This window comes from Phnomibacter ginsenosidimutans (genome assembly GCF_009740285.1).
In the GTDB taxonomy this organism is placed as follows: domain Bacteria; phylum Bacteroidota; class Bacteroidia; order Chitinophagales; family Chitinophagaceae; genus Phnomibacter; species Phnomibacter ginsenosidimutans.
The window spans coordinates 3844707-3866130 of sequence record NZ_CP046566.1; the positions used below are offsets into that span (position 1 = coordinate 3844707).

Annotated in this window: 16 protein-coding genes and 1 pseudogene; 10 read left to right on the plus strand and 7 right to left on the minus strand. The window is 49.2% G+C overall.

Annotation, left to right across the window (positions count from 1 at the left end; translation table 11 throughout):
* Window positions 1–23: 23 nt before the first annotated feature.
* Entirely contained in the window at window positions 24–1184 is a 1161-nt protein-coding gene (locus GLV81_RS16590; RefSeq protein WP_157479863.1) for an NUMOD4 domain-containing protein, read from the minus strand.
* Window positions 1185–1454: 270 nt separating this feature from the next.
* Here GLV81_RS16590 and GLV81_RS21785 point away from each other — a divergent pair, with 270 nt between their 5' ends.
* From GLV81_RS21785 to rny, 3 genes are all read left to right on the plus strand, one after another.
* Window positions 1455–1853: a DUF4407 domain-containing protein gene (locus tag GLV81_RS21785; RefSeq protein WP_157479864.1), complete on the plus strand. Its 399-nt coding sequence runs from the start codon at window positions 1455–1457 to the stop codon at window positions 1851–1853.
* Window positions 1781–2632: a DUF4407 domain-containing protein gene (locus GLV81_RS16600; RefSeq protein ID WP_197428657.1), complete on the plus strand. Its 852-nt coding sequence runs from the start codon at window positions 1781–1783 to the stop codon at window positions 2630–2632. Before GLV81_RS21785 ends, GLV81_RS16600 begins: the two co-directional genes overlap by 73 nt.
* A 200-nt stretch (window positions 2633–2832) precedes the next feature.
* Window positions 2833–4392, plus strand: a complete 1560-nt coding sequence (gene rny / locus GLV81_RS16605) for a ribonuclease Y (RefSeq protein WP_157479866.1) — start codon at window positions 2833–2835, stop codon at window positions 4390–4392.
* Window positions 4393–4451: 59 nt separating this feature from the next.
* Here the strand turns inward: rny and GLV81_RS16610 are convergent, their stop codons facing one another.
* On the minus strand, window positions 4452–5417 hold the full coding sequence (locus tag GLV81_RS16610; protein WP_157479867.1) for a Fic family protein: 966 nt from the start codon (window positions 5415–5417) through the stop codon (window positions 4452–4454).
* A gap of 108 nt (window positions 5418–5525) precedes the next feature.
* Here GLV81_RS16610 and GLV81_RS16615 point away from each other — a divergent pair, with 108 nt between their 5' ends.
* From GLV81_RS16615 to GLV81_RS16635, 5 genes and pseudogenes are all read left to right on the plus strand, one after another.
* A complete protein-coding gene (locus GLV81_RS16615; protein WP_157479868.1) occupies window positions 5526–6362 on the plus strand; it encodes a penicillin-binding transpeptidase domain-containing protein in 837 nt (278 codons plus the stop codon).
* Between the two features lie 97 nt (window positions 6363–6459).
* Window positions 6460–8013 carry a vWA domain-containing protein gene (locus GLV81_RS16620; RefSeq protein WP_157479869.1) on the plus strand — a complete coding sequence of 518 codons (1554 nt, stop codon included), beginning with the start codon at window positions 6460–6462 and terminating at the stop codon, window positions 8011–8013.
* Window positions 8014–8349: 336 nt separating this feature from the next.
* A pseudogene (gene ispG, locus GLV81_RS21790) lies at window positions 8350–10389 on the plus strand ((E)-4-hydroxy-3-methylbut-2-enyl-diphosphate synthase).
* Between the two features lie 44 nt (window positions 10390–10433).
* On the plus strand, window positions 10434–11453 hold the full coding sequence (locus GLV81_RS16630; RefSeq protein WP_197428660.1) for a hypothetical protein: 1020 nt from the start codon (window positions 10434–10436) through the stop codon (window positions 11451–11453).
* Entirely contained in the window at window positions 11422–13839 is a 2418-nt protein-coding gene (locus GLV81_RS16635; protein ID WP_157479871.1) for a hypothetical protein, read from the plus strand. Before GLV81_RS16630 ends, GLV81_RS16635 begins: the two co-directional genes overlap by 32 nt.
* 331 nt (window positions 13840–14170) lie before the next feature.
* Here GLV81_RS16635 and GLV81_RS16640 read toward each other — a convergent pair whose 3' ends face one another.
* From GLV81_RS16640 to GLV81_RS16655, 5 genes are all read right to left on the minus strand, one after another.
* Window positions 14171–16090, minus strand: coding sequence for a peptide-N-glycosidase F-related protein (locus tag GLV81_RS16640; RefSeq protein ID WP_197428662.1), 1920 nt, complete (start codon window positions 16088–16090; stop codon window positions 14171–14173).
* 105 nt (window positions 16091–16195) lie between these two features.
* Window positions 16196–16369 (minus strand): SDR family oxidoreductase, encoded by a 174-nt coding sequence (locus GLV81_RS20785; protein ID WP_246186094.1) that lies wholly within the window; start codon window positions 16367–16369, stop codon window positions 16196–16198.
* Complete coding sequence (locus GLV81_RS16645; protein WP_246186095.1) at window positions 16335–16952, minus strand: SDR family NAD(P)-dependent oxidoreductase; 618 nt, start codon at window positions 16950–16952, stop codon at window positions 16335–16337. The genes GLV81_RS20785 and GLV81_RS16645 overlap by 35 nt, the downstream gene beginning before the upstream one ends.
* 11 nt (window positions 16953–16963) lie before the next feature.
* Window positions 16964–18481, minus strand: coding sequence for a GH3 auxin-responsive promoter family protein (locus GLV81_RS16650; RefSeq protein ID WP_157479873.1), 1518 nt, complete (start codon window positions 18479–18481; stop codon window positions 16964–16966).
* Between the two features lie 85 nt (window positions 18482–18566).
* Window positions 18567–18776, minus strand: a complete 210-nt coding sequence (locus tag GLV81_RS16655) for a hypothetical protein (RefSeq protein WP_157479874.1) — start codon at window positions 18774–18776, stop codon at window positions 18567–18569.
* A gap of 463 nt (window positions 18777–19239) precedes the next feature.
* On the opposite strand from GLV81_RS16655, the gene GLV81_RS16660 reads away from it, so the two are divergent.
* Window positions 19240–19809 (plus strand): RNA polymerase sigma factor, encoded by a 570-nt coding sequence (locus GLV81_RS16660; protein WP_157479875.1) that lies wholly within the window; start codon window positions 19240–19242, stop codon window positions 19807–19809.
* Entirely contained in the window at window positions 19796–21286 is a 1491-nt protein-coding gene (locus GLV81_RS16665; RefSeq protein WP_197428664.1) for an outer membrane beta-barrel protein, read from the plus strand. The genes GLV81_RS16660 and GLV81_RS16665 overlap by 14 nt, the downstream gene beginning before the upstream one ends.
* The last annotated feature ends 138 nt before the right edge of the window (window positions 21287–21424 follow it).

Sequence of the window (21424 nt, forward strand, 5' to 3'; positions counted from 1 at the left end):
TCAGTAGTGGATAAGTCTATCCGTTACTTTTTCTTCGCGGCTTTTTTGGCAGCCTTTTTAGGGGCAGCTTTTGCAGCAGCTTTTTTGGGTGCAGGAGCAGCTTTTTTAGCGGCTTTTGGTGCAGCCTTCTTAGCAGCTTTTGGAGCGGCTGCTTTTTTTGCAGCAGCTTTTTTAGGCGTAGCGGCTACGGCTTTTACAAGTGCGGTTGGCATTGGGCCTTCTTTCGACTTGTCTGCCTTTACCCAGCCCCAGTTTTCGCCGCTCTTAATGCGGTACAACTGCATGGGGGTAATTTCAAACTGGTCGGCCAGTTGCTTCATTTTTACTTTCTTCTTCGGATCTTCCAACTGCTTTTTGATAGCCCGTACTTTGGCTTCAGTCAGTTTTTTACCCTTGCCAGTAATGCGAGACCACTGAGACAAGCGCAGCGCATTGGCTTTTGAAGCATCACTCTGTGCAGAGTGAGCACGTTGCTCGTCGTAAGTAACCCACTTGAGGTTTTTCACGTTGTTGTTGGTCTTCGAGTGGTCGATGTGCACCACATAATCATGATTCTTACTTGGCTTTTTGAGGAAATACTCAGCCACCAACCGGTGAATCAGGTAATGGGTAGACTCACCATTTACCCGGAAGCGCCAAATGCGGTAGCCTTGCGGGTGAATGTTGAGTGACAACTCACTGCCATCCTCAATGTTTTTGGAGTAGCTAATCAGCCGACCAGTGTTAGTGATGGCATATTTCTTTTTCAAGCCGGCAATTTTCACGGGCTTGTACTCTTCGCCTGAGGCGAACTTGATTTTTTGGCTCATAGTTATGTCTTTACCACTGAAATGACGTGTTGCTTCATCGATAGTTGCATAACGCAAATTCGATACTTTGTTGTTGTGCAAGTCTTTATCCAGGTGCAGCACATAGTAATGATCTTTGGAGGGTTGTTTCAAAAAACACTCGGCCACCAATTTGTGCACCGGAAAGCCTCGCTTTCCATCTTTAAATAAAATGTTGACTTTCTGTAAACGGAAACTGGGTGCATACAACGATAGAAATTTACCGTCTTCTTCCAATCCTTTTACATAACTGGCCACTCGGCCAAAACTCGAAACGGCATACTTTCTTCTGCCGAGTCGCTCCTTGAGTTTCAAGTCTACCCATTCTTCGCCGGGTAACGATTTAAACTTTTTCAAAATAGTGGATTAGGTTAGGAGTTTACAATATTATCCGGGCATTGTAGGCTGTCCCGAACAATTCATCACGCATTTCAAATATAGCGTTATTTTTTAATTACCTAACCATTTATGCAAATACAATGCCTGTTATCATTAAAATACCGCATTGAGCATTTATGCAACCAATAAAACTGCTGCTGCCAACGTTCTTTGATATGCCAACCGCAAACCAATGAAGCCTGATTTCTTCATCCATCAAGCTATTGGACAACATGACTATGCAACAACATGACGCATCCACGGAAGGCAACAATTCTCCCGCCATTTCAACCATCGATAAACTCCTTTGGTGGCTGGCTTGCTGCAGAGCCATCGCTACTGCAGCAATACACGGTCGATAGAAACCGGTTTCGCATTATTGGCCTTACAGTAGGCTGTACGGGTGTATTTGCCGTTTTGGCCTGGACCTATTTTTTCAGCACCACCACGGCACCAACTTGGTCGTTACTGCCGCTTGGTTTTTTCATGGGCTTTGTTATCGTTAACATCGACCGGGCACTCGATCAAAACCATGAATCCGTTCAAAAAGCAATGGCTGCCGCTGCTTGCTGCGCATGGTGTTGGCACTGGTTATTGGTTTGTTTATGGCACAACCTGCCGTGTTGTACCTCTTCGATCAGGAAGTAAAAACGCAGGCCTCCATCGACAACGGGGTTCGGGTGCAGCAAAAGCGACAACAACTGGATAGTATTTATGCAGGCCAAAAAAAAGCGGCTACACTACAACTGGCACAATATGAATCACAAGCCCAAGCCCGTTACAACGAACTGTTGCAGGCTCAGCAAGCTTACCTGGCCGAAGCCGATGGCACAGGCGGCTCTGGCACCAAAGGCATTAGTGTAATTGCCAAAGCCAAGCAGCAAGCATATGCTGAAAGAACAGCGGCGTACGAGCATTGGCAGACCCAACACAAACCTGCCATGGATAGCCTGCGCAACGAATTGTCCAACATTGAAACCAAGATCCGTAAAGATGAGGCCGCATTTGCCCAACTGCTCAACCACGGTTTTCTTACCCGCATAGAAGCCATGCAACACCTGGTGGCTCAAAACCAGGCGGTAGCTTTTCGTTACTACCTCATTATGGCCTTGCTCATGCTGATAGAACTGATGCCGGTGATTGTGAAAAGCCTGATGCCTGCCGGCCCTTATGCAGTGGCTGCGATGGAAACCGAGCAGTTTGATATCGACCAGATTCGCAGGGATTTGACGGCCAAAAAAGCCGCCGCCGACCATGATCCGCAACTGCGGCAAGCCACCGAAGCCGCCAGCATCTCACAAATGCATGAGCGGTTTGCCTCCCTGGCCAAAGCTGAAATAGAACAGGAATCAGCACAGTGGCAGGCCAATACCGGCCGTACATCCCAACAGTTTTGGCAATCGCTTTTTAAGCGTCTGTTGCGTTGATTTGCAATTCTTTACAGCCAGAGAGCCCCATCTTACAGGGCTTTTACCGTTGTGGCAGCAGCCTTAGCAAAACCTTGCCGTAACCTCGGTCCGTTTTCCGTATTTTCGCCCGCTAACAGACGCATTCTATTCAACAACAACGATTGGCATGCCGGCAACTCGCTGCGCCTGTCGTCGGAATTTTAAAAACATCTAACACAATGGATCCTATAGCAATTATAATTGGCGTCACCTGTCTCATAGTAGGCGTAGTGGCGGGCAAACTGCTCTTTGCAGGAAACACCAAAAAGAAACTGGAAGAAGCAGAAATTGAGGCGAAAAAAATGCTGGCTGATGCGCAAACATCTGCCGAAGCCCTGAAAAAAGAAAAACTGCTGGAAGCCAAAGAAAAGTTTGTACAACTGAAAGCCGAGCACGACAAAGAAATTCTGGAACGCAACAAAAAAGTAGCCGAAGCAGAAAGCCGCATCCGTAGCCAGGAGCAAAGCCTGAATTCAAAAAGCGGCAACCTCGACAAGCAGATGAAGGAAAATGAGGCCATCAAAGAAAACCTCACCCGTCAGCTGGAAGTAGTGAGCCAGAAAAAAGCAGAGCTGGACCGGAATCAGGAGGAGCATGTGCGTCGCCTCGAAAAGATTGCCACCCTTACTGCAGACGAAGCCCGTGCCCAACTCATCGAAAGCCTGAAGCAGGAAGCACAAACCCGTGCCCTTGTAATTCAGCAAGAAATTATTGATGATGCCAAACAAAAGGCCACAAAAGAAGCCCGTAAAATCATCATCCAAACCATACAGCGTACGGCTGCCGAGCAAGCCATTGAAAACGCCGTAACGGTTTTCAACCTTGAAACAGACGAAATCAAAGGTCAAATCATTGGTCGTGAAGGCCGCAACATCCGGGCCATTGAAGCTGCCACCGGTGTGGATCTGATTGTAGACGATACCCCCGAAGCCATCATCCTTAGCAGCTTCGATCCGCTCCGCCGCGAAATTGCCCGCCTCAGCTTGCAGCGTCTTGTTACCGATGGCCGCATTCACCCTGCCCGTATTGAAGAAGTGGTAGAAAAAACCCGCAAGCAAATTGAAGAGCAGGTAATGGAAATTGGCGAACGTACCGTAATTGAATTGGGCATACATGGCCTGCACAAAGAACTGGTACGTATGGTAGGCCGGATGCGTTTCCGTTCCTCTTATGGTCAAAACCTGCTAATGCACAGCCGCGAAACCGCCAACCTCTGCGGCATTATGGCGGCAGAGCTGGGCCTCAACCCCAAGCTGGCCAAACGTGCCGGTTTGCTGCACGATATTGGTAAAGTGCCCGATGAAGAAACTGAACTGAGCCACGCCCTGCTGGGTGCCAAGCTGGCCGAAAAATATGGTGAACACCCCAGCGTTGTGAACGCCATTGGTGCCCACCACGATGAAATGGAAATGGCCTACGTGATTTCCCCCATCATTCAGGCTTGTGATGCCATCAGTGGTGCCCGCCCCGGTGCCCGCCGCGAAATCATGCAGCAATATTTGCAGCGCATCAAAGACCTCGAAAACCTGGCTCTTGGCTATGGCGGTGTAGAAAAAGCCTACGCTATTCAGGCCGGTCGTGAGCTGCGGGTAATTGTAGAAGCCGAAAAAGTAACCGACGCCGAAAGCGACAAACTCAGCTTTGAAATTGCGCAGAAAATTCAAACAGAAATGACTTATCCGGGTCAGATTAAAGTAACCGTAATCCGTGAAAAACGTGCGGTGAACGTAGCCCGATAATCAACGCTATTTCATAGAAAAAGCCCGACCAAATGGTCGGGCTTTTTTGTAGCACCACATCAGGGTTGTTGTTTGTGCTTGCGTTTTCTTTTGTGTAAATATTGCTCGATGGCCTCAGCACTGGTGTACCAAACCCGCCCTTCTTTGTACGCCGCAATTTTACCCTGCCTGGCCAGCAGGCTGATGTACTCCTGCCCGTACGGCAGCCCTTCATCTTCCAGCACATTGTTGATGGGCTTGTACGCCTCAGCAGTATCAGTGATGTTGCTGACGTAGATATCCAGCGACCGCTCCAACGCCTGACTCATCAGCAGGCACAGCTTTTCATAACGGCCATCATTGGCCTGGTTGAGGGCATCATAATATTTACGCCGGTCGTTGCGCAAAATAATGGCCGGCGGATAGCCTTCCCGCATCAGCAGCAGGTTAAACAGCAACCGTACCGTTCGGCCATTCCCATCAAAAAACGGATGGATATGCACAAAGCGGTGATGAAAAGCCGTAGCCAGTTGCAGCGGGTGCATGCCCAGCGGGTTTTCTTGCACCCAATCCATCAGCTCCGCCATCAAATCGGGTACTTTCACTGCATTCGGTGGAATGAAATTGGCACCGGTAATTCTTACCCCTGAATTGCGGTAGCGACCGGCAAAATCTTTTTCAATTTTATCGAGCACCAGCGCATGCACATCCAGCACCATGCTTTCTTGAATGACCGCTCCCGGCTGTGCCAATACCTCAATCAGCTCAATAGCTTCCTGATGGTTCACCGCTTCAAAATGCTCCCGCAGACTTTTGCCCTTAATGGTAATGCCATCTTGCAGCACGGCACGGGTTTCGGCCAGGCTAAGGGTGTTGCCTTCAATGCTGTTGCTATTGTAGGTCCATTCTATGGAAAGTGCCTCCTGAATGCGCAGCATGGCAGCATGCGGAATGGGCCGGGCAGCCACAATGCCGGCCTTCTTTTCATCGAGCCTTTGCAGCGGCATGTCTGCTCTTACAATATCGGTTACCTCTTCCTTCCACATGCCACAAAGATATAAATATCGGTTACTTCATAAAACTCTTTACCCGATATTTTCATTTCCCAACAAATCTTTGCCTTGCACCGTTCTTAGCCTGACATTTGCACCGATATGATGACACGTGTATTTCCGGCCATGGCAATTGTGGCCAGTTTGTGGATGACTGCTTGCAGTACCAATAATATTACGCAGGAGAATGAGCTGAAAAAGTATTTCGACTCGGCCAAGGTGGAGGGCTGCTTCGGCATGTTCGACAACGGGCAGGGCCAGTTTACCATTTACAATATGCCCCGCTACCGCGATAGTGCTTACACACCGGCTTCTACGTTTAAAATTTTCAACTCGCTGGTAGCCTTGGGTACCGGCCGTATTTTCAGCGATACCGTGGTAGTACCCTGGGATGGCGTGGTACGCACCAGCCCAAGCGGCGATACCATGACCGACTGGAACAAAGACATGAACATGCGGGAAGCTTTTGCCGTGAGCAATGTGGGCTTTTATCAGGAAATGGCCCGCCGCATTGGCCGCGACACCATGCAAAAGATGCTAGACAGCGTGGGCTATGGCAATAAAAAAATAGGCGCCTCCATCGATCGTTTCTGGCTCGACAATTCATTGAAAATAACCCCCGATGAAGAGCTGGGTTTGGTAAAGCGCCTGTACTTTAAGCAGCTGCCTTTTCAAAACCGGGAGCAGGAAATTGTAAAAGACCTGATGATTCGGGAGAAGACCGACAAATACACGCTGGCCTACAAAACCGGCTGGGGCACTACCGAAAAAGGCAATCAACTGGGCTGGCTGGTAGGCTGGATAGAAGAAAACAACCACCCTTACTTTTTTGTGCTCAATATAGAAAGCCCCGATCCGAAGGTGGATTTCAAAACCATTCGCCTGAGCATTTTGAAAAGCATTTTGAAAGAGAAAGGATTTTTTGAGGGCAGGAAATAATCTACCGACTGCTGCGTTTTGCAGCTACGTTTTCCAACAACACCCACATGATATTACTCCAAGCCGCATACAGCATTGCCCATCCGCAAAACGGGTGGTGGTTGCTGGCATTGGTACCCATGGCATTGGGTTGGTGGGCCTATGCCCGTTGGAAAAAAAGACACTCGCCAAGCTGGCCGATCAACCGCTGCTGGCGGGTATTACCGCAACTTATTCGCCGCGTAAATGGCGGCTGCAGCAAACGCTGATGCTGGTAGCCGTAGCCTTGCTGGCACTAGGTATGCTCAGCCTGCAACAGCCCATTGAAAAGGGCGGCGCACAGGTAGAAGGCATGGAAGTGGTGCTGGCAATAGACGTAAGTACAAGCATGCTCTCTGCCGATGCCAGCCCCAGCCGGCTGGAGCAGGCACGCCTCATTGCTACCAAGCTTACTGATACACTGCAAGGCAGCAAAGTAGCAGTGGTAGCTTTTGCCGGCGAAGCCTGGTTGCAACTGCCCCTCACCACCGATTTACAAGCCGCCCGATTGCTCATCAGCGGACTCGATGGCAAGGCAGTACCGCTCGAAGGCACCGACCTGCAACTGGCCCTGCAAACCGCTGCCGAAAGCCTGCCCATAGCCGACCCGGCACACAAAGCGGTGGTGCTGCTCACAGATGGCGAAGAGCTGGAAGGCGATGCCATGGCTGCCGCCGAAGCCCTGCAAAAAGCAGGCGTGATGCTCATAACTGTGGGCATTGGAACGCCCAATGGCATTGTGCTGAAAGATGGCACGGGCCTGCCCGTACGGGATGAGAACGGCGAACCCGTGGTAAGCAAACTGAACGAAAAATTACTGCAGCAACTGGCTGCACAAACCGGTGGTCGTTACCTACCGCCAGCTACGGCACAAGCACATACCAATGCGGTGCTGGCCATTTTGCGGGAACTGCCCAAATTGCCCATGCTTAACAGCTACCTGGTGAATTATTACAGCTACAGCCACTGGCTGATAGCGTTGGCCTTGTTGCTGATTATTGTAGCCACTGCCCTCACCGAAAAAAGAAGCAAGAAAAAAATAGCCGCCGTAGCTGCTTGTTTTTTGGTGTTGATACTACCCATTGCCACTACCGCTCAAACCAATACTAACAGCCAACTCCAACAGGCCGATGCGCTATACCAGCAAGGCAAACTGGATGAAGCGGCCGTACTGTATGCAGAAGTGCTGAAAGCCAACCCAAGCGCCTGGATGGCAGGCATGCACCTGGGCAATATTGCTTACAAAAAAGGCGATTACGAAAAAGCTGCCAGCCAATACCAGGCCATGTTGCAAAAGGCCGGCAACGATGCCCGTGCCAAAGCTATGCTGCACAACAACGTGGGTTTGGCGCAAGCCCACCACAAGCAATTGAAGGAAGCCGTAGGCTCGTTTAAGCAGGCGCTGAAATACCAGCCCGATGATGCAGAAATAAGCCGCAACCTGAACATAGCGCTGGATGAATTGAAAAAGCAACAGCAGCAACAGCAACCGCAGCCAAACCCCGACAACAAGAAGCAACAGCAAAAAGCCAACGATCAGTTGAAGGCACTACAGCAAGAAGAAAAACGCATTCGCCAGCAAATGCAGCAGCAAAAGAAATCGGCGAAGCTACCGGGGAGGAAGAGTTGGTAATGCGCTTTCGCTACAGATTTACTTTCCACAAACTTTGTTTGTTTTCACGACTACTGGAACCATTGAGATGCATTGTCGTTTGTACTTTCCCGAACAGCTTCGTGAAAAGCTTGTTATGCTATGAGCTTTTGACCGCGAAAGCAAAAATTAGCGGACATTTGCCCCGCATAAAACCAGCATCGACATGGCGGAAGTTGATAGATGCACTGCTGACGAAGTGAGTGACACAACGAAGCTGAGTTATTTGAAGCTGCTGGTCTCCAAAAAGCAACAACCTACACTCACCCATTCACTCATTGACCCATTTACTAATCAACGAATTGACCAATACTCCTCATGCAACTATATACCGAAAGCCTCACCAGCTACCAACGACTGAAAACCCGGGAAGTAAACATTGGCGGATTGCTGCTGGGCAATGGCCATCCCATACGGGTGCAAACCATGACCACCACCGATACCATGGATACCGAAGCCACGGTGGCGCAGGCCATCCGCTGCATTGAAGCCGGTGCCGAGCTGGTACGCATAACGGCGCCATCAAAAAAGGAAGCCGAAAACCTGCAGAACATCAAAGACGAACTACGCAAACGCGGCTACAACACGCCGCTTGGTGGCTGATATCCATTTTACACCAAACGCCGCAGAAATTGCGGCCCGTATTGTAGAAAAAGTACGGGTGAACCCCGGCAACTACGTAGACAAGAAAAAGTTTGAGCAGCTTGAATACACCGATGCCGAATACCTGGAAGAAATTGAACGCATCCGCGAACGGTTTACACCACTGGTAGAAATATGCAAGGAGCACGGCACAGCCATGCGCATTGGCACCAACCACGGCAGCCTGAGCGACCGCATCATGAGCCGCTATGGCGATACACCGATTGGTATGGTGGAAAGTGCCATGGAATTTTTGCGCATTGCCCGCAGCCTCGACTACCACAACATTGTGCTGAGCATGAAGGCCAGCAACCCGCAGGTGATGGTGCAGGCCTACCGCTTGCTGATTCAGCACATGCAGGAAGAATTTGGCGAATGCTACCCGCTGCACCTGGGCGTAACCGAAGCCGGCGATGGCGAAGACGGCCGCATTAAAAGCGCCATTGGCATTGGCTCATTGCTGGAAGATGGCATTGGCGATACCATTCGGGTGTCGTTGACAGAAGATCCGGAGTTTGAGATACCGGTGTGCAGAGATTTGGTGAAGCGGTATCAGTCGGCAAGTCCGAAAGACGGGAAGTCGGAAAGCGGACTTCCGGACTTGCCAACTTCCGGACTGCGCTATTCCCCTTTCGAATACAAACGCCGCTCCACCTTTGAAGTGGGCAATATTGGCGGCAAGCAAGTGCCGGTGGTGATTGCCGACCTGAGTAAGCTGGAAAAGATTACACCCGAATCACTCATCAGCATTGGCTATACCTACGATGCCATTACTGATAAGTGGAGCATTGGCGACATGGCAGCGGATTACATTTTTACCGGCCATCAAATTCCAGCCTTTGCTCTGCCCGGCACGTTGAAAGTGATTGTGTATCCGGCCACGTTTGCCAATCACGTTGCTTCCCCACCGGGGGACATGAGGGGGCCATCTTCCCCATTTTCGACATCCATGGTTTTGTAGATGCTGAGCTGGAAAGTGACCAGCTGAATTTTGTAATGATTGACTGCTTCAACGATGATACCGAGGTAAACGATTTTACCTATCTGGATGAAGTAGCCAACGACCCCACGGTTGTACTATGCCTGAGCAGCCAACGCAAAAATGCCATGCAGGCGGTACGCCGTATGATGATGGAACTACAGGCCAGAGATATTAAGAACCCCGTGGTGCTCATCACCGACAGCAACTGGCAAACGGCCGACGAACATTTGATACACTACGCTACCGAAACCGGAGCATTGTTGCTCGAAGGTTTTGGTGATGGCTTGTGCCTGGGCATGAGCAGCAGCAGCTACCAAAATGCGGCAGCCATGAATGCCAGCGGCCGCAACTACCTCAACAATGCCACGGCCGAACAATTCATCAACAACACGGCATTTGGCATACTGCAGGCTACGCGTACCCGCATCAGCAAAACGGAGTACATCAGCTGCCCGAGCTGCGGTCGTACGCTGTTTGATCTGCAGGAAACCACCGCCAAAATCCGCAGCCGTACCAACCATTTGAAAGGCGTGAAAATTGCCATTATGGGTTGCATAGTAAACGGCCCCGGCGAAATGGCCGATGCCGATTTTGGCTATGTAGGCAGCGGCCCCGGCAAAATCACCTTGTACAAAGGCAAAGAAGTAGTGAAACGCAATGTAGACAGCGAAGTAGCTGTAGATGAGTTGATTGATTTGCTGAAAGAAAATGAAGCCTGGGTGGAACCGAGCTAAGATTTCTGATTTCTGATGGCTGATTTCTGATTTACTTAGCTGTTGTGATACAGCGATATTTCTTTTTGATAGCTATAGCATTGACCGTGCTTTCTTGCAACACCCACGACGCACCTTCCGTGCATCGTGGGTTTTATTATTGGAAAAGCCGCTTTGCATTGGACAGCACCGAAAGCCATGCACTGCAACAATTGCGTACAGAAAAGCTGTACATCAAACTGTTTGATGTGGCTTGGGATGAGCAAAGCCAACAACCACTGCCAGTTGCCAAAATGAACTTTGCAGAAGCCTTTCCAACGCAGCAGCAATACGTGCCCGTGGTATTCATCACCAATGAAACCTTACAGAAAAGCAGCCCCAAAGACATTGACAATTTGGGCAGGAATATTCCTAAACTCATCAGCAGCATTACGGAAAATAATAAGTTGCCAATGCCTGCAGAAATTCAGCTGGATTGTGACTGGACCGCTGGCACCAAAGACCGGTATTTTTTGCTGCTGAAACAGCTGCGCAAATCCAGTTTCTTTCAGGGAAAAACATTGTCCGTCACCATTCGGTTGCATCAGGTAAAATACACGCAGGAAGCCGGCATACCCCCTGCCGACCGTGGCCTGCTGATGTGCTACAACATGGGCAACCTTCAACAGCCGGCTACGCACAACTCCATCATCGACCCGGCTACGTTGAACCAATACACAGGTCGTTTGAAAGAATACTCATTGCCACTGGATATTGCCCTGCCTATATTCAACTGGTGGGTATGGTTTGAAGGCAACCAATACAAAGGGCTCATACATAGTGATGCATTACAACTACCATTGGACGCTGCAAAAAAATGGCGCTGCCAAAGCGATACAACCATCAATGGCTATACCTTTAAACAAGGCGATTGGCTGCGCTACGAAGACGCTCCTCAGGAAAGTATTGAGCAAGTCATCAGCCAGCTGCAATCGCAACTGAAACCCGACAACCGCAACATTATTCTCTATCACTTAGATGCCAAATCGCTTCAGCAATATGCAATACCCACGCTTGAAAGTTTTTATACTCGCTTCCATCATTAGCGGTCTCATCAGTTTTCCGCAAAACATCATTGGCTGCGGCCCCATGATGGACCCTTATGATTACTACACCAGCTTTTACAGCAAAGCAATGGTAGACATTGCCCAGAGCAAACCTTACTTCTACACCAATCTGCTCACGTTCTACGACGATTGGGATTACACAGAAGATTCCACTGATTTCATTAATGATGCATTGATTGCAGAATGGCAAACCTATGTGCCCGGTGCCAGTAAAAAAGATGTGGTTGATTTTGTGTACAACCGCAGTGTAAACGAAGTAAAGCAATTGCAAACCGCCATGCGCCAACCAGCGGCTACAATTGCACCGGCACTCAAACGCAACAGCATGGCCATGCAACTGCTGCAGCAAAAGAAAACGGAAGCCGTACAATACCTGTTGCTGGCAAAAGCCGCGGAGCCCGTTTGTGTATCGCCCGACCCATGGAGTGATGGACCAAAAAGAGACAGCCTCGGCATCAATCAGTACATCAATCAGGCAACTGCAAGCTGGCAAAAAACTACCGATGCTTTCCTGAAAAGCAAGTATGCATTCTTGCGTTGCAAACTGGCATTTTACAACAATCGTTTCACTGATTGTATACGTTGGTATGCCGAAGGTTTTGACGATAACAATACAACTGCGGTAAAAATCATGGCGCTGAGTTACAGCGCCGGTGCACAGTTTAAAACTGGCAAGGGCAAAGAAGCGGCGTATGCATTCAGCAAAACATTTGCACAAACAGCACCTAAACAGCGCAAAGCTGTGTTTCTTGGTTTTTTGTGGGCAACAGATCATTGCAACCTGAGCCTGCTGAATGACTATTGCAGCATAGCCCGCAACCCCAAAGAGCAAGCCATGATGGCGGCTATGTTTGGCTTGTGGGGATACGATTATCATTTGCCCGTAATTGAAAAAGTATACCAACTAGACCCGCAGTGTGAACTACTACCCCTGTTGGTGCTGCGTGAAATCAACAAAGTGGAAGAACGTTTTCTCACACCTATGCTGGATAAGCAACCCGGTAGTCAGGCGTTTTACTACAGCTGGAATGAAAATGACACAGCAGCACTCAGCGATGCCCATGTTCAAGACCTGATTGTTTTGCTCGAAAAAATGAGTAGTAATCCTGCAGCCATTCAGCAAAGCGCATTTGCCACCGCAACAGCGTATTTGCACTATATGCGCAAAGATGTAACTGCTGCCAACAACTGGCTGGCCAAAGCCAAAGCAATGCCTGCCAGCAATGCAGTGAAAGACCAGCAACAAATGGTAGGCTTGTTGATACAAACCGCTTCGTTGCAAGCCATGAACAGCAGTAACGAGAATGCATTGCTGCCGCAATTAAAATGGTTGCAACAGCAGGCCGAACAAAGTGCTGAGTTCGGTATGTTTTACCGCAACCTGATGGCGCAGGTGATAGCACCGGCTTACTATCAGCAAGGCGACTTGTACAAAACTGTGCTGGCATACGGTCTGGCCGACAAAGCATTGAAGCCCGATAGCAGCGGCTACACCTATTATGGTTACACTGCCAATGCCATTGAGTTTTTGCAAAACAAACTCAACACATCCGATATCATTGCTTTGTATGACTATCTCAACAGCAAACCCGCTACTGCTTACGATGCATTTTTAATGAGCAATAACTCAGTTACAAAAGATGCTGTAACGGATATGCTGGGCACCACGTATTTGCGGGAGTTTGATTTTGCCAAAGCCATTGACTGGCTCAAAAAACAACACAAACCCAGCTTGCTTACCAGCGAACAGTACAACTACAAAACGTACAAAACCACCTTGCTCAATGTCAACCCTTTTCATGACTACCTGAACGATTGGCAGCGGAACGAAAAACCATTGGCCAAGCCCATGAGCAAACTGGCCTTTGCTGAAAAAATGCTGCGTCTGCAACAAGCCATTGACACGGCCAGCAGCAATGCTGTTAAGAGTAAACTGTATTATCAGTTAGCCAATGGCTTGTACAACATGAGCTACTATGGCAATAGCTGGATGCTGATGGCATACAACCGTCCTAACAGCAACTGGAATAGCGGGAAATATGATGCCGCCTGGGAGAAGGAATATTATGCCGTACACACTGCGAAAAATTATTACCTGAAAGCTTACGAACTCAGCCCCGACAAAGAGTTTAAAGCAGCGGCATATTTTCTGGCTGCTAAATGTGCCCAGCGCCAGATAGCCCGGCCCGACTACGACTGGAACAACTATGATGCATACGAAGCGAACATGAAAGTGTTTCAACGGAAGTTTGCGAACAACGCCATGTTTGCCAATTTCAAAAAGGAATTTGGCAGCACGAAGTTTTACCAATACGCCTACACCCGTTGTAGCTACCTGAGAGATTTTGTAGCGAAAACGAAATAGCGAATGGCTGAGATATCACAACAAAAAAGCGTCAGTAATTACTGACGCTTTTTACTTCTCTCACCGTTTTTTGATACACATTTAGTATGATGCATTTTAACTTCATACTCATAGAGGTCTTCTAAAATTGATTGTTCTTCATTCAAGCATTGTTACTCTCTTTTTCTTGAAAAAAGAAAGTAACCAAAGAATCCCGATAGCTATCGGGATCAAGGCAAACCCGAAGCCTCCGGCCGTTTTGCCTGGCCAACGCCTCCCCCTGTGAAGCCCAATGATTAATGGCCAATGGCTTAAAATATGATGTTGTTCCTTTTTGTGCTCAAGCTTGAACTCAATCCCGGTTGACACGGCCGGTAAACTTGCGTACATCGTTTACATACACATCAACTACAAACCTTCCCTGTGGCAAAGAAAGCAGGCTGTACGTAAACTTGCCATTGCGCATAGAGCGGTATTCGTGCAGCTGATGCAATATGCCATCTACGGTAATCTTCACCGCTACCTTGGCAGCAGTGCTGAGTTCTATGTCAAGCTGAATATTGTCTTTGGTGCGGCGGGGAAACATCGAAAATGCAGCCTGAATATTTACCGTATCGGGCTTGTATTGGGGCGATGCATAAAAACTCAACGCTTCGCCGGCACCACAATCACTTTCAAACACGTACAGCAAACGACCAGTGGTATCGTACAATCGCAGGAAACCATCGCCCTGTTGCGGCTGTGCCCAAAACTGCAATCCATTGCCCGAGGTATCTGTCAGTTGCAGGCGATGATAACCAGCTGCCAATGAAATGGTATCGTTGTACTCTGTATTGGCTACCGTGCTGGTTGGCCGTTTTTCAAACTGCTTTTCTCCGGCAGCATTGTGCAGTGCAATATAGTTATCTGCAGGGCGGTTGTTGGTTTTGTATTTCAGTACAAACACATTGGGCAAAGTGATGGGTGCTTTGTAGGTAGTGGTAAGGCTGTTATCGGCAGGCCATGCATCAGCTTTGCCATTGGGCTGGCTCAGCATAACTGTAAACTGGTTATCCTTCGCCAACATATCCACAGCACCAGGCAATGCAATCATCACCGTTTGATTGAAAGGCAGTAAACCTTTCCACTGATATGTTTTTTGCGCAACGCCAACCGTACCATATACAATCGTCAGCGACTTTAATGGCTGACTACCCACATTGCGTACAATGATGCTGGCATTGTTGATAGCAGGGTTGTAGCGGGTAAAAGCCTGCTTGTTGGATGGGGCTACAATATCTTCCAGCAGTACATCGTGTTGATGAGTAGGCTGGCCATAATAAAACAGGTAAGAACCAATGTGCTCATAGGCTTGCACATTGCCCGTAGCTGTGTACGGCTCCATTTGTAAGTCTACCTGATGGGCGCCAGATTTAGCAGGCATATCAATCACATCGGGGCGCTGCAAATCGCCGGGGCACCAGTAGGCACGGTCGTAAATCCAGGTGCCGCCTTGCGGATACAATGCATTGTCACTACACTCCTTCCACATATCCCGTTTGTCGGCCAGTTTTCCATCGTGCAGTATTTGCCGCCAGCGGCTGCAAAACTCACTGCAGTTGCGGGGTTTATCGGCACCATGGCCTGTGTGCTGAATGCGTACACGGCTGAAAGATGTTTGCGCCGGTGCAGTATAACGTACAGGCATTACAGCAGCAGCAAATGGCGCTGTACTATCACCGTATTTAAACTTACCATTCCACAAGGGCTGCATGCCCAGCAGTGGTGCAATAGAAGGGCCAAATTGCACGGCCACATCCATCGTCAATGCCCAGCCAACAGTATTGGGCTCATAGCCCGTGTGCAGGTATTCAATCTCCACACTATCCCGCAGCAAATGCTGAAAATCGGTGACGTCAACTTCCCACATCCATTGCCATCCCTTGCCGAAAATGCTGCCATACGGGGTGAGCATGCGGGCTATTTCAATGCGTTTGTCTTCGCCATGTACGCCGCCTTTTCTACGAATGCTGATGACATCGCAATAATCCCAATGGGCAGTGGGCATTTCATCGGGCGAACCCAAAGTGAGCTGCAAAGTCATGCGGCGTACAGCAGCTGATGCTTTGGGAAATACACCCCATGTTTTATAGCTGTTCTCTCCTTTGGAAGGATCGGTTACAATCGTTTTTTTATGGAATGTATGCACCACTGTGCTGCCACTGTTTTGTGCCACTACTGTGGTAGTGAGCAGGCACAGCAGCATGCTCCACAGGTTTGTCTTCCGCATCATCTTTCGCTTCATGTTTGTTTTGCTTTTGTAAAAAAAAATCAGCATATCATTCACCTAGGTTCGGGTGCCTGATATGCTGATGGAGGTATCAAAAAAATGTCGTCGCTAAATATTCAATCCGCCACAGGCACTAATCACCTGACCGGTTACATAGCTACCCATATCGCTGGCCAGAAACACGGTTACGTTGGCAATGTCTTCTGCCGTACCAAAGCGGCCCAGAGGAATACCGGCTTTGTATTTGTCAGCAGCTTCGCCTTCTTTGAGGTAGCTGGTCATATCGGTTTCTACAAAGCCCGGTGCAATGGCGTTGCAAACGAATGTTGCGGCTGCCCAGTTCTTTGGCTACGCTTTTGGTAAAACCAATCACACCGGCTTTTGACGCCGCATAGCTGCCTTGTCCTGCATTGCCCATTTCACCAATCACACTGCTCATGTTGATGATGCTGCCACTACGGGCTTTCATCATCGGCTTAATCACTTGCTTGGTCATGTAAAACACGCTGTTCAGGTTGGTCTGAATCACCTGCTCCCACTGCTCGGGTGTCATGCGCATCAGCAGGTTGTCTTTGCTGATACCCGCATTGTTCACCAAAATATCAACAGTGCCAAACTCAGCCAGCACATCATTCACCAATTTTTCGCAGGCAGCAAAATCGCCGGCGTTGCTTTGGTAGGCTTTTGCTTTTACACCCATGGCTTGCAGCTTTGCTTCGAGAGCTGCAGCTTTCTCAGCGCTGCTGTCGCTAACATAAGTAAAAGCAACATGTGAACCTTGTTCTGCAAATTTGATGGCGATGCCTTCGCCAATGCCCCGGGCGGCGCCGGTTACAATGGCCACTTTATTGTCGAGTAATTTCATACAGAGATTGTTTAAATGGATTGCTGTGCAAAAGAAAGGATTTCTTCGAGCAAACCACGTTCGTTGCTCAAACGGGGCACTTTATGTTGGCCACCCAGTTTGCCTTTGCTGCGCAACCATGCAGCAAAAGTACCTGCAGGCACTGCATGCAACACCAAGCGGCGCAGGGCAATGTTTTTATGCCGCTTCGCATCGTAATCGCTGTTGATGTGGCGCAGGGCTTCATCCAGCACATTGGCAAATTGCTCGGTATCGGCGGGAGCTTGTGCAAACTCTACCGCCCATTCATGTGCACCATTGCTATCGGCACTAAAATAAAGGGGTGCAGCGGTGTAGTCGGAAACTACTGCACCAGTTGCCGAACAGGCAGCAGCAATGGCCTGATCGGTGTTTTCAATAATCACTTCTTCGCCAAAAGCATTGATGAAGTGTTTGATGCGGCCACTCACTTTTACCCTGAATGGAAACGTAGAAGTAAACTGAATGGTATCGCCAATAAGGTAGCGCCAGAGCCCCCCGGTGGTGGTAATGACCGGCGCATAATTTTTGCCTACCACTACATCTTTCAGGCCCACGGTTTGCGGGTTGTCCGTGCCGTATTCTTCAATGGGCATGAACTCATAAAAAATGCCGTGGTCGAGGTAGAGCAGCATGCCGTCTTCGTCTTCATGACTTTGCGCTGCAAAAAATCCTTCGCTGGCATTGTATACTTCGAGGTAGCGGATGGGGCCGCCAATAAGTTGCTCAAACTGCTGGCGATAGGGCGTAAACGATACGCCGCCATGCAGGTAGAGCTCCAGGTTGGGCCACACATCGAGCATGCGGCTTTTACCCGTTATTTCTAAAATGCGTTTGAAGAGTACCAACGTCCATGTAGGTACACCACTCACACTGGTTACATTTTCATGGATGGTGCTTTGTGCCAACTGTTCAATTTTCGTTTCCCATTCATCCATCAGCGCAATGCTGAGCTCCGGGGTTTTAATCCACTGGCTCCACATGGGCGCATTTTGCAGCAGCACAGCACTCAGGTCGCCGTAATGTATGTTTTCGTTGACAGAAGCGATTTGATGACTGCCACCAATCACCAGGCCTTTGCCGGTGAGCAGGTCGCTTTCAGGATAATGAAAATAGTACTGCCAGAGTACATCTTTGTTGCACTGAAAATGATTGGCATCGAGGCTTTCCTGGCTCACAGGAATGAACTTGCTGCGGTCGCTGGTGGTGCCGCTGCTTTTGGCAAACCACTCCACCGGCGTGTTCCAGAGCACATTGTCTTCACCCGCCATCATGCGTTCAATGTAGGGTTTCGGATCGTCGTATTCATGAATGGGCACAGCCGCTTTGAGGTCGCGGATGCGGAAGGTGGTGCTGAGTTTGTAGCGTTTGCCAAACTCGGTGTACTGCCCGTCGGTTACGAGGTGTTGCAGCACATCACGCTGCGCCCCCACGGGATCGTCCATCCAGTGTTGAATCGCATTTTGGCGCAATCGTGCCAGTCGGGATATGGCCGGGCTGAGCAGTTTCATATTTCCTGTGGCGGCAAAATAAGGAATGCCGTACAAATTGGCGGCAATCTATGTCATGAGCAGGATTTACTCCAGACGTTTCTACTCATTTTCGGGAAAGTCTTCCCTGATACTGGTCGTTTATAAAAAAGAGGTAGTGTTCCATTTTTAATACATCACTACTGCCTTTGATTTTTCTGATACTGAATCTGACAGCACCATTAACAGTGTCCGGATTATTCCAATCAATTTCTACAAAATCTGGCTGCCTTAATTGCACTTCACCTACAGCTGAACCCAATGGAATATTATCCATCCAATGAATGGTATCGTTATAATGGTCTTTGCATCCAACTAGGCAAAACGCAAAAAGGATGGCTGTAGATATAATCAGAAAACGAAACATACTTGACTTGAAAAATTCCCAATAAATGTAGAATAAATGCTTAGTTGTACAGGCATGCATTTCATTAGTCCAAAATGATTTTGGAGGCTCTTTCCTTAGTCACTTTTCTTTTTGCCTTGATGCAAAAAGAACCAAAAAAATCAAGGCCAACACGATCCCTCCGGGCTCCCGATAGCCATCGGGATGGCCTAGCCCACGCCTTCCCCTGTGTAACCGACACTATCTGCGGAAAGTGGATGATATTTTTTAGTGTGCTGATATCTGTAACTTGACTTTCGGTCTTTCTGACTTTCGGTCTCCCGTCTCCCAACTGCTCAACTTTTTTCCCCTCCATGCAACGACCTTTGCCGGCCTGGTGTCAACCCAGCACATCATGCACCGCACCCCTACTGCACAACTGGTGGCCGACTGCCTGCGCAACCGTGCTGCTGCCCAAAAGCAGCTGTACGATACCTATGCGCCCCAAATGATGGGGGTGTGCTATCGCTATACCCGCCAGGCCGATGAAGCCAGCGATGTGTTGCAGGAGGGTTTCATCAAGGTATTTACCAACCTGCAGCAATGGAAAGGCGATGGTGACCTCGGGGCATGGATTCGCCGCATTATGGTGAACACGGCCCTGAACTGGCTCCGCGACCGCCGCCACATGCAGTGGGTGCAGGAAGAAGCCATTGCAGAAGATTTTGCCAGCGATACCGTGCACACACCGGTAGAAAAACTGGAAGCCCGCCAACTGGCCGATCTCATTCGCCAACTGCCCGCCGGCTATCAAACCATTTTCAACCTGCATGCCATTGAGGGCTACAGCCATGTGGAAATAGCACAACTGCTGGGCATCAGCGAGGGCACCAGCCGCAGCCAGTACCTGCGGGCCCGCCGACAGCTGGCCGGCATGATCAATGATTCTATCACCGCAAAAAAACAGAGCTATGCCAGCCGATAACACCTTTGAGGAACACATGCAGCAACAGCTGGATGCGCTGCGCATACAGCCACCCGCCAGCGACTGGCAGCAGATACATGCTGCCCTGCACCCGGCCAAACGCCGCCGCATCATTTGGTGGTGGTTGCCACTGGCGGCCTTGCTCATTAGTGGCGCCATTTACCTGGCCAAAGAACCCAGCGGCGCAGCAAGAGAAGGAAGAGAACCGATGGTGAGGGCCATGGGCAATGAGGGAAAGGCAATAACTGAGAAGGTAGTAGGCAATGATGTAACGGGCAATGATGGAAAGGCGAAATCAGAGAAGGCAATAGGCAATAATGAGGAGGGTACAAGCAATGAAATAATGGGCAATGATAGAAAGGCAATAACGAAGGAAGCAATAGGCAATAATAAAGAGCGGAAAGTAGGCAATCAAAACAGAAATGGATTGATTTTGGAGAGACAGCTTTCAACAGGACAGGCAATCAAAGAAAAACAACCATCAGGTATTGATGCAGAGACAATCACTGAAACAGCAAACGGCAAAAAATCAAATTCCAAGTCGGCACTTACAACAGCAGCAGAAAAAACTACAGCGCAGGATGTTGTACAAATCAACAGCATTCCCGCAGATACCGCATCGCCCAAAAGCAATGTTGTAACCGAACAAGCAGATGAAGAAGCCGAACATCGATTGACAGAAAGCATTCATAGCACAACCATGAAGCTGCTACCCGTGAGCCATGCCCCATGGCCATGGGTGAATGAAAAATTATTTACACCCACTCCTCGCAACAACACAACCCACAAATGGCAAACAGGTTGGTGGGCTGCTTTGGGCAGCACCCGCCTGAGCCAAACCACCAGCCTTTTTGGCACCGCAAAAGCAGCGGCAGATTTCAGCAGCAACAACCCCGGCAATGTGCGGTATGTGAGCAGCCGCACCGAAAAAAACGGACAATATTTTAATGCTGGTTGGCTACTGCGCAAACCCATGGGCAAGCGTTGGGCTTTCAGCACAGGCCTTGGCGCAGGCTTGCAAAACTGGCAGGTAAGTACTTCCGTTTTTGCTGACAGTATTTTACCCAGTGGTAGCTTGTACAACCGGGCACTTACCAGCACCAGCGACCAACAATACCGCATGCTTACGCTGCAAGTGCCCATGCTGCTGGAGTGGAAATTGTTGGGCAAACAAGAAGGCATTTGGCTGCAAGGCGGACTCAATAATCAGTGGCTGCTTCAACTGCGGGAAAAACAAAGCGTGGCCACACTATCGCAAAATTTTGCCAGCACCAGCAATACAAACGACGTGACCAGCAAAGCCTATGGTTGGCAACCACAGCTACGGCTAGGACTGGTGTACCAATGGCAAAGCAAAAGATTCATTCATCAAATGGTGCCTGCTGTGCAACTGCCCTTGCGATCGGCCTTCAAAACCGACAATCGTGGCCTGCTCAACATTCAGCTGCAGTACAACATGCTGTGGCTACGGAAGTAGGGGGAAGTTGATTGGGTGACTGGTTGATTAGCTAATTAGGTGATTGGTTAATTAGTAAAGTTCCTTTGTGCATCCTTTGTTGGTGGTTCAAAAAAGCAAACACAAGTCCTGCAAACTGCCAACTATTGGAATCCCCTG

What these genes read in the sequence shown, in the direction of transcription:
- GLV81_RS21785 (WP_157479864.1), top strand. Translation starts at nt 1,455, where the DNA reads ATGACGCATCCACGGAAGGCAACAATTCTCCCGCCATTTCAACCATCG.
- GLV81_RS16600 (WP_197428657.1), top strand. Translation starts at nt 1,781, where the DNA reads ATGGTGTTGGCACTGGTTATTGGTTTGTTTATGGCACAACCTGCCGTG.
- rny (WP_157479866.1), top strand. Translation starts at nt 2,833, where the DNA reads ATGGATCCTATAGCAATTATAATTGGCGTCACCTGTCTCATAGTAGGC.
- GLV81_RS16610 (WP_157479867.1), bottom strand. Translation starts at nt 5,417, where the DNA reads ATGTGGAAGGAAGAGGTAACCGATATTGTAAGAGCAGACATGCCGCTG.
- GLV81_RS16615 (WP_157479868.1), top strand. Translation starts at nt 5,526, where the DNA reads ATGATGACACGTGTATTTCCGGCCATGGCAATTGTGGCCAGTTTGTGG.
- GLV81_RS16640 (WP_197428662.1), bottom strand. Translation starts at nt 16,090, where the DNA reads ATGATGCGGAAGACAAACCTGTGGAGCATGCTGCTGTGCCTGCTCACT.
- GLV81_RS20785 (WP_246186094.1), bottom strand. Translation starts at nt 16,369, where the DNA reads ATGACCAGCTACCTCAAAGAAGGCGAAGCTGCTGACAAATACAAAGCC.
- GLV81_RS16645 (WP_246186095.1), bottom strand. Translation starts at nt 16,952, where the DNA reads ATGAAATTACTCGACAATAAAGTGGCCATTGTAACCGGCGCCGCCCGG.
- GLV81_RS16650 (WP_157479873.1), bottom strand. Translation starts at nt 18,481, where the DNA reads ATGAAACTGCTCAGCCCGGCCATATCCCGACTGGCACGATTGCGCCAA.
- GLV81_RS16655 (WP_157479874.1), bottom strand. Translation starts at nt 18,776, where the DNA reads ATGGATAATATTCCATTGGGTTCAGCTGTAGGTGAAGTGCAATTAAGG.
- GLV81_RS16660 (WP_157479875.1), top strand. Translation starts at nt 19,240, where the DNA reads ATGCACCGCACCCCTACTGCACAACTGGTGGCCGACTGCCTGCGCAAC.
- GLV81_RS16665 (WP_197428664.1), top strand. Translation starts at nt 19,796, where the DNA reads ATGCCAGCCGATAACACCTTTGAGGAACACATGCAGCAACAGCTGGAT.